The sequence below is a fragment of the Balneola sp. genome (genome assembly GCA_002694685.1).
Taxonomy (GTDB): domain Bacteria; phylum Bacteroidota; class Rhodothermia; order Balneolales; family Balneolaceae; genus Gracilimonas.
Map to the genome: position 1 here is coordinate 32,422 of NZMW01000017.1, position 14,127 is coordinate 46,548.

Below are 14,127 nucleotides of genomic sequence, written 5' to 3' on the forward strand. Positions count from 1 at the left end.
TGAGCTTGAGTCTTACCGTACCAAAAAATATGATTTTAAGCTGTTGTAGCCAACCTGTAATTAAGATAATTGGCTTAAGGAAAAGTGAGGGTAAAAGTAGTCCCCTTATTCTCTTCACTCTTAACCGAAATAGAACCGCCCAAGCTAGTGATGTGGTTGTAAACCAAATAAAGTCCTATGCCCTTACTATCGGCATGGTCATGAAAGCTTTGGTTGAATTTAAAAAGCCGGTTTTTATTCTTTTTAGAATCAAAACCAATTCCATTATCAGAAAAAATAAGCTTCTTCTGTCCACTTTCTTCAACACTTTTTATGGTGATAACCGGGTTTCGATTAGGGTGAGCATACTTTATTGAATTAGAAATGAGGTTCAGGAAAACACTTTCCAGATATATCTTGCTAAACGGAACGGTGTCAAATGCTGAAAGGTCAATATTAAATTCAGTTTCTGTTTCTTTTATCAGAGAGTCAATTGAAATGAATATGTTTTGTAAGACCTCGGGCAGATTTATTTCAGCAATAACTGGTTCGAGATTCTCTTTCTTCTGATGATCAACATATTCATCGAGTTTGCTCTTTATGTTTTTTGAAGCTTTTTCAAGTAACTCAACAAATTCCCTTGTTTCTTCATCCTCGATGGTTTCTATATCCATTAAAGAAAAGATGCTTAAAATACTGTTGAGAGGTGAGCGAAGGTCGTGTGTGGTGCTGAAACGAAGTTGCTTGAGGTGTTTATTGGATTTTGTGAGCTCCGATAATAACCTGTTTCGTTCGTCTTCATGTGTTTTCTTATGAGTGATGTCTCTTGCTATGGCATAAACCAGTTCCTTCTCCTTTACTGATTTAGCAGCCCATGAAAGCCATAATACATCACCATTTTTTGTGATGTATCGATTTTCAAAGTTGACCAACTTTTTGCCTTCGTATAAGTGTTCCCTTTTCTTTTCCGTTATTCCAACATCATCAGGATGAATGAACGTATTGATGGGGCGGGAGAGTAATTCTTCTTCAGTATATCCTAAAACTTTGCACAAAGCAGGATTGATCCTTTTCAAGTATCCATCAAAACCTGCTACACAAAATAAATCAGATGATAAATCAAAAAAGGGTCGCAGAGAATATTCTGCTGATTCATTATTCATTGGCTGTCTAACTTAAAAAAATAACCTAAAGCTATGCCTCCCAAGTTATAGGAATGCACGGAATTTTCTAGTGTTTTTTTAAGCTCAATTAATATTGAAAAGAAAGTAAGGCGTGTCGCTCTTTTATATAGAATTTAGAATCACATTATCAGGCTTTACCAATTAAATCCTGGGCAATAATGGACGAAGAAAGTACGCCGGGCAGACCTGCTCCCGGATGAGTGCCAGCTCCTACAAAGTAGAGATTGTCAACATCCTCTGACTTATTATGAGGCCGAAACCAAGCTGATTGAGTCAGTATCGGTTCCACTGAAAAAGCTGATCCCTTATAGCTGTTCAATACATTTTGAAAGTGGAGAGGGTCAATGTAATGTTCAGCAATAATGTTTTCCTGTAAATCAGGTAAGTAATTTTCTTCGAGGAAATTCATGATGGCATCTCGGTATTTAGGAGCCATTTCTTCCCAGTCAGTTCCGCTGTCTAAATGGGGGACAGGCGAAAGCACATAGAAACCTTCACATCCTTCCGGTGCCATTGAAGGATCTGTGATGGTAGGCATGTGGAGGTACAGAGAGAAATCTTCAGCAAGCTTTTTATCATGAAAGATATCTTCCAATAATTCTTTGTAGCGTTCACCCAAGATGATATTGTGGTGAGCGAGTCCTGAATCGGTGTACCGCTTTTTAGTTCCGAAATAGATAACAAAAAGAGACATGCTATACTTGGTACGCTCAATTTTGCGGTCGGTGTATTTCTTCCGGTGTTTTGGGTTGATGAGATTTTTATATGTGAAAGCAACATCAGCATTAGAAACGACTTCATCAGCTTTTACTACTTCTCCATTCTTCATCCTTACACCGATGGCCTTCCCGTTCTCTACTAAAATTTCATCAACTTCGGCTTCAGTTTGAATTTTTCCGCCTTGCTCGAGAATAAGTTTTTCTAAGGCATTCACAATAGCCCCGGTTCCTCCCATAGCATAATGAACTCCCCATTCTCTTTCGAGGTAGTGAATCATCGCATAAATAGAAGTGGTGTCGAAAGGATTCCCGCCAACCAGTAAAGGGTGGAAGGAGAAACACTGCCGCAAGAAGTCGTCTTTTATGAATTGAGAAACATATTTATAGACCGTTTTGTAAGACTGAAGTTTGATCAAGTCTGGGGCCACCTTTAGCATATCTGTAAACTTAAGGAATGGCTGGTCTGCCAGCTCTACAAATCCTTTGTCAAAAATAGCCTTCGTGGTACCGAGAAATTTTTCATAGCCTTCAATATCCTCGGGACTTCGCTTACGAATCTCTTCAAGTGTAAATTCATGATCATTGTTATAGTCGAAGTGTTTACCGTCAGCGTCGAAAATACGGTAAAAAGGATCACAGGGGACAAATTCCACATATTCTTCCCGCTTCTTTCCCGCCGCTTCGAATATATCATCGAACATAAATGGAGCGGTGATTACGGTAGGTCCGCCATCAAATTTAAAGCCGTTTTTCTCATAGACGTAAGCCCGTCCGCCAAGCTTATCTCTTTTCTCTAAAATGGTTACATCGTGACCGGCAGAAAGGAGGCGTGATGCAGCACCTAAACCGCCAAATCCACTTCCTATAACAATGATCTTCTTTTTCATTCAACAATTGATTTTGTGTTCTGTGCGAAAAACGGAAAATCAGGAATAATCAATCCCGAAAAAATCAATTATTTTCAATTTGCTTCACAAAGCCGGCGTATCCATTTCTATTAAGCCGATTCATTTCTTGCTTCGCTTTTTCAGGATCTGTGTATCGTCCAAAGTATACCCGGTAAAATGTCTGCCCTTTCACTTTGATATTCTCAACTCTGGTTCCCTCTATTTCTGCAGAATGCTTCTCAGCTTCTTTCTTATCCTGATAAGAGCCAAGCTGAACCGTGTAGTTAGGAACTTTAATGTCAGTAATGCGTGAATTTTCTAAATCACCTTCTAACAAATATAGCCGAACCCTTGCGGTACCCGGGCCAATCATTTCGATTTGCTTAGCAGCAGCTCTTGATAAATCTATAATGCGGTCTTTGGCATAAGGTCCTCGATCATTAATGCGAACCTGAACGGTTTTGCCATTATCCAGATTTTCAACCAATAAGATGGTTCCGAAAGGAAGTGTTCGGTGAGCGGCAGTGACCCCGTCCATATCATATATTTCACCATTGGCGGTTAATTTGCCATGAAAGTTTGGTCCATACCAGCTGGAAACGCCGGTTTCAATAGCTTCCGCATTTTCAGAAGAGTAATCAGCAAAGTCAGCGCCCCTTTTCGAGACACCACAGGCAGAGATAAAAATAGCCGTTAAAACAAAAAGAAGCGTTTTGGTAAATATATGCATGGAGATGATTTGATTTAGCATCTCAAAATATATCTCGCTTTGATATGAAATGCTATTTGGCTTCTTCCAAAATAACAGAAAAAACAGACCCTTCACCTGGAGTAGAGTCCAAGTGAATGCTGCCATTCATTCTTTCAACTAAATTATGAACAATAAATAAACCTAGTCCGGTAGTTTTTTCGCCACCGGTTGGAGCAGCGGAAAGCTTAGAAAATTTTTGATAAAGCTTTTTTCGATCGTCTTTCGTGAAACCGGGCCCCTCATCACTAATACTAAATTTAACTTTCCCTTCTTTTTTTAGATGCTCAACAGCAATTTTCACTGTTGAGTGCTTGTCTGAAAACTTATAGGCATTGTTGATGAGGTTTTCTAAAATCCGTTTCAATCCATCCTGATCAGCCACTACCCTCGGAAGGTTATCCTGAATACTTAAAGTCGTTTTTATTCTTTTTTTATTGCCTAAAACGTTGAGGGAGTCATAGGCTTCTTTGGCAATAGCCTCAGCTTTAACAGGCTTTAATTCTAGTTTAACTTCCCCATGGTCAATATTGTTAATGTCTTTCATATTACTCACCAGATTATTTATTCGCACAGTGAGGTCATAAATATTGCCGGCATATTCTTTGATCTCTTCAGGAGGCAGTTGATCGGCATCCATAGTCATGATTTCCGAAATGGCAGAAATAGAATTGAGGGGGCTGCGAATATCATGTGACACAACTCCAATAAAGCGATGAACATCATCATTTACGGAGGTGGAACTTGTTGAGCGAGAACTCAAAGTATCATTCAAAGTGTCCAGGTTTTTTCTATCCTTTTGGTAATTCATAATTCTATTACCCAAAAAGATGATAACTACTAGACTGACTCCAAGCAGAATCAGGAGTGTTTCGTGAGTAAGCCATTGCAGGTTATTAACCATCAATGGGCCATAGAAGATATTAGAGATTTGCCGGTTCAATATGCCTATAGCGTGTGGCAGTGATGCATAGTCTTGCATCGTTACCACAAAAGTGCTAACAAACATACCTTGGTGGCATGCTGAGCCAATCATTTATTACCCTTAAAAGCTGTATTTCCTAAAGTTGTGGCTAATATACTTTAACAAATGGTAAATATCATTCGGAAGAAAGGAATTTTATGGAACTGAGCCGAAGATCGGATTTGAACCGACGACCTATTCTTTACGAGAGAATTGCTCTACCCCTGAGCTACTTCGGCTTGTCTTGAAACTAATAGTACTATTCTTTTTGATTCTTATGCAAGAGTAGAGTAATCAACGTACCTTAAAAAGAAAAAATAGATGTCGGTAACTCTTATCCTGATTGTGGCGAACGTACTGGTTTCGATGTTAGCCCTTTATGTAGTCCCGCAAGTTTTTGAGAAAGGAATGATGATGCCTTATCGGGTCGTTCGCGAAAACACCTGGTATGAACTGATTAGCTCAGGCTTTATACATGCGGGAATTGGCCATTTATTTTTGAATATGTTCGTGCTGTTCTTTTTCGGGCTTGTACTGGAAAGGTCAGTTGGGAGAGAGCATTTTATTGCGCTTTACCTCACCGGTCTTATCATTTCGAGTTTGCCTTCATTATTTCAACACAAGGATAATCCCGACTTTGCAACAGTGGGGGCTTCAGGAGCCGTAGAGGGAGTGCTATTCGGATTTATAGTTCTATTCCCCCTTGACCCTATATATATCATGTTCATCCCCTTTGGGATACCTGCTATTGTTTTCGGAATTTTATTCCTGATTTACAGCGTCTATGCAAGTCGCAGGGAGGGCAAGGTAAACCATGAAGCACATATAGCAGGCGCTGTTTGGGGTGTGCTGTACATGATTATTTTTGTTCCCAACACCATTGATCACTTTTTGACCGTACTTGGGTTACTTTAAGAGGTGGTCCTAGCCATTTTTTGAGCGGAAGTCCTTCATGAAATCTGTTAAAGCCTGCACGGACTCTAGCTCACAAGCATTATAGATACTGGCTCTGATACCACCCATACTGCGATGACCTCTTAAAGCTACGAGATCATGTTGTTTTGCCTCTTGAAGAAACAGCTCTTCCAACTCTTCTGAAGGTAATCGAAAAGTAACGTTCATTTTGGAACGGGATGCTTTCTCGGCAGCACCTCTGTAAAACTCATCAGAATCAATGGTGCTGTAAAGCAGATCTGCTTTTTTATTATTGATATCTACGAAATGAGGGATGCCGCCTTTCTCTTCCACCCATTTCAAAACAAGATTCACCATGTATACTGCAAAGGTGGGAGGTGTATTGAAAATCCTCTCGGCATGCGAATGGAAATCAAGAAAACTGGGGATGTCTTTTTTATTGGCTGTTTGAAGAAAGTCTTTTCGAACAATTACAACGGTAACCCCTGATGGGCCCAGGTTTTTTTGTGCACCTGCATAAATCAATCCATAGCGGTCGATGTCAATCGGGCGGGAGATGAAATCTGAGGAAGCATCACAAATAAGAGGAGCTCCATTCGATTCCGGTTCAGAAGAAAATTGAGTTCCATAAATGGTATTGTTTGAAGTAAAGTGAACATATCTTGGATCTTCTGAAAGATTCAGCTCACTATTTTCAGGGACCCTTGAGAACTTTTGATCCTCGCTGCTAAAAGGCACATGAACCTTGCCAAACAGCTTAGCTTCAGCGATAGCTTTTTCTGACCAAACCCCGGTATTAATAATATCTGCGGTATCATTCTTAGAAAGAAAATTAAGCGGGATTTGCATGAACTGAGCTGTGGCTCCGCCCTGTAAAAACATGATGTGGAAATCATCACCAAGTCCTAAAATTCGTGTAAGCCGTTCTTTTGCCTCGGTATCGACTTGAGTGTAAGAGGGGCCGCGGTGACTTTTTTCCATGATGGAAGTCCCAGTTCCTTTATAATCGAGAAGTTCTTCCTGTACAGTTTCTAAGACTTCAAGAGGCAAGGCAGCAGGGCCGGCACTAAAATTGTGAACTCGTTTCATCGGGTTAGAGAAATAAGAATGTTAGAACTAAAATGAGATTAGTTAAAGGTATGAATTAAAAGCCCTGAGCGCAGTTTTGGCTCAAACCATGTCGATTTGGGGGGCATTAACAGACCTGCATCAGAAACGTCCAGGAGCTCCTCTATGCTGGTTGGATATAAGCTTATGCCGAGTGCTGCTTCACCATTATCTACCAACTTCTCTAATTCGTCAGTGCCACGAATTCCTCCTACAAAATCGATATTTGGATCTGTCCGTTGATCTTTAATTTCCAGTAATGGTCCTAAAATCTGTTCCTGGAGGAGCGAAATATCTAACGCCGATGCAGGGTCATTTTCAACGGGAGACTTCAGGGTAATTCCATACCAATTGTCATTCAAATAAAAGGAAACCATGCCTTTTTTAGGAGGGGTGGGTTTTGCTTTTTTCTGAACAGTAAACTTCTTGCCCAACAGTTCAATAAAGTTATCAGGAATAGAAAATACGATCCTGTTATAGGCCAGAATTTCCATTTGGTCCATGGGGAAAAGAACAGCCGGAAAGAAATTGTAGCCATCTTCTTTATCGTGATCCGGGTTCTGTGATGCATACTCTTTAGCTGCTCTGGCAGCACTTGCACAACGATGGTGCCCATCGGCTATGTACAATTTTGGAATTCTGGCAAAGGCTGAGACAAGCTCATCAGATGAGTCAACTTTCCAGATAGTGTGCCTGATTTCATCAGAAGTTTCGATATCATAAAGAGGGTCCCGTGAATCCATATAATCGTTCATGAACGAAGTAACTTCGCCCGGGTCTCGAAATGTAAACATCACCGGTTCAGCATGGGCTTCCTGAGTAATGATATGCTTGGTCCGGTCATCTTCTTTGTCAGGCCGGGTCAGCTCGTGTTTTAGGATAACATCGTTTTCATAATCATCAACACTTACACAGCCAAAGATTCCCGCTTGAGAGCGCCCGTCCATTATTAGCCGGTAGATGTATAACGATTCGGTGTCTTCCTGTTCCATAAAGCCGGAAGACAAAAGCTCATTCAGGTTTTCCCGTCCTTTTTGGTAGACCTTTGTATCATATGATGAGGTTTTATCAGGAAGGTCTATTTCAGGTCGTATAACATGCAAAAAGCTATTTGGTTTGCCATTTGCCAGTGCCTTTGCTTCTTTTGTGTTGATGACATCATAAGGAACGCAGGCTACTTCTTTCGCAGATTCGGGTTTAGGTCTCCATGCCTTAAAAGGCTTAACAACGGCCATAAAAAAGTATTTGATTTTAGTTATCCTTGAGAGCGTATAATGTACACAAAAATGAACTTTATTTAACTGGAAAGCCCTTTACTTTAATAAGTCAAAACAATCAATTTTAAGTAAACAAAATTATGAGTGAGAACGGAAATAAATTGAATGAAGAACAGCAAGAGCAACTTCTCTTTATGATGCTTGTTCAGCAACATCAGCAAATTGCGATGATGGGTTTAGGAAAAATCCAGAATCCACAAACCGGTGAATCTGAAACAGATCTTTCTTCCGCAAAGTATGCGATTGATACCCTCGGAATGCTAAAGAAATTCACCAAGGGAAACCTGTCTAAGGAATCAGCTAACTATCTGGAGCAAGCTCTTACAAATTTAAGACTGAATTACGCGGAAGAGTCAAAAAAGGGAAAAGAATCTGAAGGCAGCGAACCGAAAAAAGCTGATGAGTAAAACTAAAATTAAACCGGTTAGCGCTGCAGGTGGTATTGTCTGGAGGTATCCTGAAAACTCATCTGAGCCTGAGGTTTTAATGATTTTCAGGAACGGATACTGGGATCTACCCAAAGGTAAACTGGATAAAGGCGAAACGATAGAGATGTGTGCTGTTCGTGAAGTCTCAGAAGAAGTTGGCAGTGGTATTCCTGCTATTATCTACAAGATTGGCACCAGCTATCATGAATACACCGAAAAGGGAAAGAAGAAAACCCGAGGCAAAACAACCCACTGGTATTCAATGATTTTCACTAAAGAGGAAGAGTTGACTCCTGAAGAAGAAGAAGGAATTGATGAAGTTAGATGGGTTGGACTAGGGGAGGCAATTGAATTAGCCGGATTTGAAAACCTGAAGAATGTTTTAAGAACCTTTCAGAAATAAAAAAAGGTGTGATCAAATGATCACACCTTAAATCTATATCAAATCGTATTTGTTAGTTCTCTAATCGGAAATTGATTGAGAGTGCGTACTGAACACGAACCGGACGACCACGCTGCATTCCTGGTGAAAATTCAGCTTTCTGTACTGCTTTTAGAGCTTCTTCATCACAACCGCCGCCAATACCACGAACAACCTGGGCATTTTCGACTTTTCCTTGCTCATTCACAATAAACTGTACAGTTACTCGACCTTCAATTCCAGCACGTCGTGCCATTTCAGGATACTTAACACTTCCCTGAAGTTTCGCCATGCCACCTTTGAGGTCAGGCATTTGCTCTACAACAACGAAGAAATCTTCTTCTTCCTCTTCTTCAGGAGGGGGAGGAGGTAGATCCATTGGTGCATCCATGTCAAGTTCAGCATCCAGATCAATCATCTCATCTTCAATGATCTCATCGTTGGGAACTTCTACCGGGACCGGTGGACGCGGAGGTGGTGGAGGTGTTTCAATTTGTTTCGTTTGTACTACTTCCTCCATCTCGACTACATCCTGTTCATCAAGAGCAATAGCTTTTGGGGGTTCAGTTTCGAGGGTGACCTTTACAGCAGTAATCATAAAGAGAAGTGCAATAATCAAACCTGCCTCTAGATAGACAGTGTACGATCTCTTAAGATCTGCTTTAGGTGTTTTTCTTTCTTTTGTCATGGTTCAAATACGATGTTTACCAGTTAAAATGATAAGTTGAAAAGAACGGCATTTTATAAGTACTGTGCAAGTAGTAGCACGAATATTTAACTATTGAAACAAACTTTTAGTCTTTATCGTTTTTTGCAGTTTGTTAATACCGGCTCTTTCAACGGCCTGTGATCAACTAACTAAAGTGCAATGCTAATCTCTATCGCATTATAATGCGGTGTCTGCTTTAAATTCTGAAACCCTTTTGGAAAGTATATAAAGGACTATTAGCGCTAATCCGGTTCCGGTAATATCAGCCAGAAAATCCATTACCTCAGGCGTTCGTTGTGTCGGTAAAAGATATTGTAGTACTTCGATGAGCAGTCCAAAAAATGCTCCAACCAAAAATACAGGAAAGAGCTTGTATTTCTTTTTTAAAAACCGAACAAGGCCATAAAATAAAGTCCAGGCTCCAAACATCAACAAATGGACGAGCTTGTCCATACCGACTAAAGAGTTTGGAACTTTATAGCTAACAGGAAATAGTGTCCCGTAAAGAATAACTCCGGTAGAAAGTATCAAAAGAGTAATATAAAGCTTGACCGATCGGGTCAGGAGTTTAGTCGGTTTTTTCATTTTCAAATAATATCAATAGGTGCTAGTGAACCGGAATTCTTAGAGTGAAATTGCTGAGACTTTTCAAATCCGTCCAATAAACCATGGCAGCAAGCGAGCTCAGGTGATGAATATGTTAGCCAATAAGCGCCGATCTTTCCTGCTAAAACATCGCCAAAACCGGCGCGGGAAAAAATTCGGGTTTCGTATCCTGTTAAATAAGAATCTCCTGATTGTGTTCCAATAATAGAAGGCATTCCTTTTGATAAAATAGTAATATTTGTTTGACCGGCTTTTTCTTTAATCAGTTTAAGCCGTTCAAAATCATCACTTACATCTTTCTTGAATAATGATTTTAGTTCTCCTGGATGAGGAGTTAAAATCCAATTTGAAGAGTCGGGTTTTTCCCAGGAGTCCAGTTGAGAAAGCGCAAAAAGCCCATCGGCATCAATGAGTACATCGCCTTGAAGCTTCTGTATCAAGCTTTGGGTAAACTGAATGGTTTCTTCCAGCCTGCCTAATCCGGGGCCTATCAAAACTTTTCCAGGTTTTTCCTGGATAATCTCTGTTACCTGATCGAGATGCTTCTTTTTGAAATACATATCATCCCGATCACCCACCGGTTTTTTAATAATCTGGATTAGCTGCTTTTCATAAACCTCCAGTAGTCCTTTTGGAGTGATAAGAACTACGGCTCCCAGCCCTGCCGACCAAGCACTTTTAGCTGCTAGAATACCGGCACCGGTCAATCCCTCCGAACCAGCTATTATATATAGTACACCGCCGTCATATTTGTGTTCAGGTATGTTCCTGGAGGGAGAATTATGGTCTACCCAATCCCTTGAAATCAGGCTGGCAGTAGGTTCTTTGTATTTATTCGGGAAGGAAAGCTCACATAAAATAACTTCCCCGGCAGTTTCAAATCCTTGGTTTAAATAGAAGCCGGCTTTCAAGGCTCCAAAACTTAAGGTGAAATCAGCCTCAACTGCTATTCCTAAGATTTGGCCTGAATCAGCATGAAGTCCGGTTGGTATGTCTAAAGCAAATACGGGACTTTCTTGTTTATTTATCCATTCAATGGCATCAGAATAGGGAGAACGAACATCTGAGTTGAGGCCGGTTCCCAGCATTCCATCAACAACAAAGTCATAATCTGTTGGGGTGAAGTCATCCCAATCCAGAATCTCAAATTCTTCGTCCAGTTTTTGAATGAGCTCCAGATTCTTTCGAGTGTCCGGGCTCAGTTCACTCCTTCCGGAAAGTAAGCAAATAGAGATTTTATAGTCCTGCTGTGAAAGTAACCGGGCAATGACTAAAGCATCCCCGGCATTATTTCCTTTCCCACAAAAAAAGATCCCGTGCGAACCCGGCTCAACTTCAGATTGAATGAAGTCAGTGGCTCTTGTTCCCGCAATTTCCATCAGCGTAAATCCGTCGATACCGAATTCAGAAATGGTTTTCTCATCCATAGAGCGACACTGTTCGGCCGAGCACAAATAATATGGATGAGGAACCCTGATCATATTAGTATGATCTTGCGAATAAGACTTTTTGCTTCGAAAGCTTTCCGGTAACCATGCATTCTCCAGCTTCGCCATCTTCCAAAGGAATTAAGCGAACCGTAGCTTTGGTTTCATTTTTAATCTTTTCTTCGGTCTCAGGAGTGCCATCCCAGTGTGCCCATACGAAGCCACCTTTATTTTCTATCACTCTCTGGAATTCATCATAAGAATCCACCTCTGAAGTCATTTCTTCGCGACGGGTTTTTGCTTTATTAAACAGCTCATCCTGAATGTCGGTAAGTAGTTTTTGGATACGCTCACTTAAACCTTCTCGGGATTCGATGTTCTTCTCTTTCGTATCACGTCGGGCCAATTCCACATTGTTGTTTTCAAGATCACGGGGTCCCACGGCAATTCGTAATGGAATTCCGGCAGCTTCATGCTCAGCAAATTTATAGCCGGGATTCTGGTTGTCACGGTCGTCCACTTTAATCCGAACTCCGAGTTTTTTCAACTCATCATAGATGCCATCTGCATATTCGAGTACGGCTTCACGTTGCTCATCACTTCTGTAAATAGGCACAATCACAACCTGAGTAGGAGCCAATTTCGGAGGAAGGACTAATCCTTGATCGTCAGAGTGTGTCATAATCAATCCACCAATAAGTCGGGTAGAAACACCCCAGCTGGTTGCCCAAACAAGTTTGTGTTCGCCGTCTTTATCCTGAAATTTCACATCAAAAGCTTTGGCAAAATTCTGTCCCAGGAAGTGGGAGGTACCGGCTTGAAGTGCTTTTCCGTCTTGCATCAATGCTTCAATGCAATACGTTTCAACAGCTCCGGCAAAACGCTCACTGGCTGTTTTCACTCCTTTGATGACCGGCATAGCCATAAATTCTTCCGCAAAAGTAGCATACACATCCAGCATCTGGCGAGTTTCTGCTTCTGCTTCTTCTTGAGTGGCGTGAGCCGTGTGGCCTTCTTGCCATAGGAATTCCATGGTTCGAAGAAAGAGTCGTGTACGCATTTCCCAGCGGACAACATTTGCCCATTGGTTAATTAGAAGCGGAAGGTCGCGGTAGGACTGAATCCAGCCGCGGTAAGTATCCCAGATAATAGTCTCGGAAGTGGGACGTACAATCAGCTCTTCTTCGAGTTTCGAATCGGGATCAACTTCTACTCCGCCATCTACACTCTTGAGTCGGCTGTGAGTTACAACCGCACATTCTTTAGCAAAGCCTTCTACATGCTGGGCTTCTTTTGATAAAAATGATTTAGGGATGAAAAGAGGGAAGTATGCATTTTCATGGCCGGTATCCTTGAACATAGTATCGAGGGCGTCTCGCATATTCTCCCAAAGTGCCATTCCGTTCGGACGAATCACCATGCTGCCACGCACTGGAGAATGTTCTGCAAGTTTAGCTTCCCGGATTACATCCAGATACCATTGTGAATAATCTTTTTCTTGTGAAGTTATTTTTTGTGCCATGAACCTGTTTAATGTGATTTTTAACTAAGAGGTGGAAGTTAAGAAACTTAGCTTAGAGAATAAGGCGTGGGAGGGGAAAATCTTTTATAGCAGCTGACTACTTTAACTCTCGTTATGAAGCTCCGGCTTCCCGTTCTTTTGTGCCGACAAAAGAACCAAAAACTCCCGGCTGTGAAAAAAAAGCTAAAGCTGACTCCATTACACTAAAATAAATCAAAGTTCCATCTCTATAATTGCCTTCAGTCAGTCACTTGTGCGGAGTGATTTATTTCTTAACGCTCCATTTCGTCATCTTTTTAACGCTCATTTTTCTAAGGCCGATTTGATTAAGCTGGATTGCCTAAATCAGACTTAAAAAATGTTTTACCCTTTGTTATATAATGCCGTATATTTAAGGCCTTTGAAAAAAGACGCCGTGGTAGCTCAGATGGTTAGAGCGCACGACTCATAATCGTGAGGTCGACGGTTCAATTCCGTCCCACGGTACAAAAAGCTCAGCTTGGAAACAGGCTGAGCTTTTTTCTTTTCAGTTCATGTCTAAAAATAATACCGAAACCCAAACCCGCCATTTCCTGCGAAGGCAATATCAGGGGTCACATCAAGGATTGGGGCGATTTCGACAAACATATCAAAAGGGATGTTTGGAAAGATGTAGGTCAATCCCAGCGGAGCGCGAATTCCAACCTTGGCATTACTGGCAAAAAGAACGCGGGCACCCACACCATGATAAAAGAACAGGCTCGGGTTCTTAGTGATGTTATCCTGAAAGAGCAGGTTTGCGTGAATGTGCAGCGCTTCATTTTGATTAGCCAGCGACCAGGCAGCGCCAATATCAAAAGCGCCACGTTCGCTCATGTATTTTTTTACGGAAACTCCGGTCGGTTCGCCAATCATTACCCCAACACCTAGTGAAGGGCGTTCAGCTTGGGCAAAAAGAGAGGAGGAAGAAATAATGGTGATGGTAAAGAGTAGTATCCCCGGTAAATAAAGTTTTTTGAGCATGAGTGAGTCTGTAGAAAATTTAGTTCAGAGAAGATAAATTTAGCCGAGCCAAAATCCACAAAAATATTACAGTTCGCATCAAATAAAATATTCTGCCGTACCTGTTCGACAGATTGAAGAATTATTCGTTACTTGAGCGGGTATAAAATAGATTGGTGATGAAAAAATCAGAGCAATACGAAATGGCGCTTTTGGCTGAGAAAGCGCTGGAAAAAGCTTATCAGAAGTACGA

14 protein-coding genes and 2 tRNA genes are annotated in these 14,127 nt (G+C 41.2%); 4 read left to right on the forward strand and 12 right to left on the reverse strand.

Features of this window, described 5'->3' with window-relative positions; translation table 11 throughout:
• Positions 1–74: 74 nt before the first annotated feature.
• The 5 genes from CL667_16205 to CL667_16225 form a co-directional block, all read right to left on the reverse strand.
• Positions 75–1,142, reverse strand: coding sequence for a PAS domain-containing sensor histidine kinase (locus tag CL667_16205; GenBank protein MAL19242.1), 1,068 nt, complete (start codon positions 1,140–1,142; stop codon positions 75–77).
• A 148-nt stretch (positions 1,143–1,290) separates the two neighbouring features.
• A complete protein-coding gene (locus CL667_16210; protein MAL19243.1) occupies positions 1,291–2,769 on the reverse strand; it encodes a phytoene dehydrogenase in 1,479 nt (492 codons plus the stop codon).
• A gap of 64 nt (positions 2,770–2,833) precedes the next feature.
• Positions 2,834–3,499: a septal ring lytic transglycosylase RlpA family lipoprotein gene (locus CL667_16215; GenBank protein ID MAL19244.1), complete on the reverse strand. Its 666-nt coding sequence runs from the start codon at positions 3,497–3,499 to the stop codon at positions 2,834–2,836.
• Positions 3,500–3,551: 52 nt separating this feature from the next.
• Positions 3,552–4,553 (reverse strand): hypothetical protein, encoded by a 1,002-nt coding sequence (locus CL667_16220; protein MAL19245.1) that lies wholly within the window; start codon positions 4,551–4,553, stop codon positions 3,552–3,554.
• A gap of 95 nt (positions 4,554–4,648) precedes the next feature.
• A tRNA-Thr gene (locus CL667_16225) sits at positions 4,649–4,720 on the reverse strand.
• An 82-nt stretch (positions 4,721–4,802) separates the two neighbouring features.
• On the opposite strand from CL667_16225, the gene CL667_16230 reads away from it, so the two are divergent.
• Entirely contained in the window at positions 4,803–5,396 is a 594-nt protein-coding gene (locus tag CL667_16230) for a rhomboid family intramembrane serine protease (protein MAL19246.1), read from the forward strand.
• Positions 5,397–5,405: 9 nt separating this feature from the next.
• Here the strand turns inward: CL667_16230 and CL667_16235 are convergent, their stop codons facing one another.
• Positions 5,406–6,485, reverse strand: coding sequence for a 3-phosphoserine/phosphohydroxythreonine aminotransferase (locus CL667_16235; GenBank protein MAL19247.1), 1,080 nt, complete (start codon positions 6,483–6,485; stop codon positions 5,406–5,408).
• Between the two features lie 38 nt (positions 6,486–6,523).
• Positions 6,524–7,738, reverse strand: a complete 1,215-nt coding sequence (locus CL667_16240; GenBank protein ID MAL19248.1) for a hypothetical protein — start codon at positions 7,736–7,738, stop codon at positions 6,524–6,526.
• A gap of 122 nt (positions 7,739–7,860) precedes the next feature.
• Here CL667_16240 and CL667_16245 point away from each other — a divergent pair, with 122 nt between their 5' ends.
• Both CL667_16245 and CL667_16250 read left to right on the forward strand, forming a co-directional pair.
• On the forward strand, positions 7,861–8,187 hold the full coding sequence (locus CL667_16245) for a hypothetical protein (protein ID MAL19249.1): 327 nt from the start codon (positions 7,861–7,863) through the stop codon (positions 8,185–8,187).
• On the forward strand, positions 8,180–8,611 hold the full coding sequence (locus CL667_16250; protein ID MAL19250.1) for a hypothetical protein: 432 nt from the start codon (positions 8,180–8,182) through the stop codon (positions 8,609–8,611). Before CL667_16245 ends, CL667_16250 begins: the two co-directional genes overlap by 8 nt.
• A 52-nt stretch (positions 8,612–8,663) precedes the next feature.
• Here CL667_16250 and CL667_16255 read toward each other — a convergent pair whose 3' ends face one another.
• From CL667_16255 to CL667_16270, 4 genes are all read right to left on the reverse strand, one after another.
• Positions 8,664–9,317: an energy transducer TonB gene (locus CL667_16255; protein ID MAL19251.1), complete on the reverse strand. Its 654-nt coding sequence runs from the start codon at positions 9,315–9,317 to the stop codon at positions 8,664–8,666.
• 198 nt (positions 9,318–9,515) lie between these two features.
• Positions 9,516–9,923, reverse strand: coding sequence for a hypothetical protein (locus CL667_16260; GenBank protein MAL19252.1), 408 nt, complete (start codon positions 9,921–9,923; stop codon positions 9,516–9,518).
• A gap of 2 nt (positions 9,924–9,925) precedes the next feature.
• Positions 9,926–11,425, reverse strand: coding sequence for an NAD(P)H-hydrate epimerase (locus CL667_16265; GenBank protein ID MAL19253.1), 1,500 nt, complete (start codon positions 11,423–11,425; stop codon positions 9,926–9,928).
• A 1-nt stretch (position 11,426) separates the two neighbouring features.
• Positions 11,427–12,893 (reverse strand): proline--tRNA ligase, encoded by a 1,467-nt coding sequence (locus CL667_16270; protein ID MAL19254.1) that lies wholly within the window; start codon positions 12,891–12,893, stop codon positions 11,427–11,429.
• Between the two features lie 412 nt (positions 12,894–13,305).
• Here CL667_16270 and CL667_16275 point away from each other — a divergent pair.
• A tRNA-Met gene (locus tag CL667_16275) sits at positions 13,306–13,382 on the forward strand.
• Between the two features lie 48 nt (positions 13,383–13,430).
• Here the strand turns inward: CL667_16275 and CL667_16280 are convergent.
• The gene (locus tag CL667_16280) at positions 13,431–13,895 is read right to left on the reverse strand and encodes a hypothetical protein (protein MAL19255.1); all 465 of its coding nucleotides are present in this window, start codon (positions 13,893–13,895) and stop codon (positions 13,431–13,433) included.
• Positions 13,896–14,127 lie beyond the last annotated feature (232 nt).

What these genes read in the sequence shown, in the direction of transcription:
- CL667_16250 (MAL19250.1), top strand. Translation starts at nt 8,180, where the DNA reads ATGAGTAAAACTAAAATTAAACCGGTTAGCGCTGCAGGTGGTATTGTC.
- CL667_16245 (MAL19249.1), top strand. Translation starts at nt 7,861, where the DNA reads ATGAGTGAGAACGGAAATAAATTGAATGAAGAACAGCAAGAGCAACTT.
- CL667_16210 (MAL19243.1), bottom strand. Translation starts at nt 2,769, where the DNA reads ATGAAAAAGAAGATCATTGTTATAGGAAGTGGATTTGGCGGTTTAGGT.
- CL667_16230 (MAL19246.1), top strand. Translation starts at nt 4,803, where the DNA reads ATGTCGGTAACTCTTATCCTGATTGTGGCGAACGTACTGGTTTCGATG.
- CL667_16220 (MAL19245.1), bottom strand. Translation starts at nt 4,553, where the DNA reads ATGATTGGCTCAGCATGCCACCAAGGTATGTTTGTTAGCACTTTTGTG.
- CL667_16265 (MAL19253.1), bottom strand. Translation starts at nt 11,425, where the DNA reads ATGATCAGGGTTCCTCATCCATATTATTTGTGCTCGGCCGAACAGTGT.
- CL667_16260 (MAL19252.1), bottom strand. Translation starts at nt 9,923, where the DNA reads ATGAAAAAACCGACTAAACTCCTGACCCGATCGGTCAAGCTTTATATT.
- CL667_16205 (MAL19242.1), bottom strand. Translation starts at nt 1,142, where the DNA reads ATGAATAATGAATCAGCAGAATATTCTCTGCGACCCTTTTTTGATTTA.
- CL667_16255 (MAL19251.1), bottom strand. Translation starts at nt 9,317, where the DNA reads ATGACAAAAGAAAGAAAAACACCTAAAGCAGATCTTAAGAGATCGTAC.
- CL667_16235 (MAL19247.1), bottom strand. Translation starts at nt 6,485, where the DNA reads ATGAAACGAGTTCACAATTTTAGTGCCGGCCCTGCTGCCTTGCCTCTT.
- CL667_16280 (MAL19255.1), bottom strand. Translation starts at nt 13,895, where the DNA reads ATGCTCAAAAAACTTTATTTACCGGGGATACTACTCTTTACCATCACC.
- CL667_16240 (MAL19248.1), bottom strand. Translation starts at nt 7,738, where the DNA reads ATGGCCGTTGTTAAGCCTTTTAAGGCATGGAGACCTAAACCCGAATCT.
- CL667_16215 (MAL19244.1), bottom strand. Translation starts at nt 3,499, where the DNA reads ATGCATATATTTACCAAAACGCTTCTTTTTGTTTTAACGGCTATTTTT.
- CL667_16270 (MAL19254.1), bottom strand. Translation starts at nt 12,893, where the DNA reads ATGGCACAAAAAATAACTTCACAAGAAAAAGATTATTCACAATGGTAT.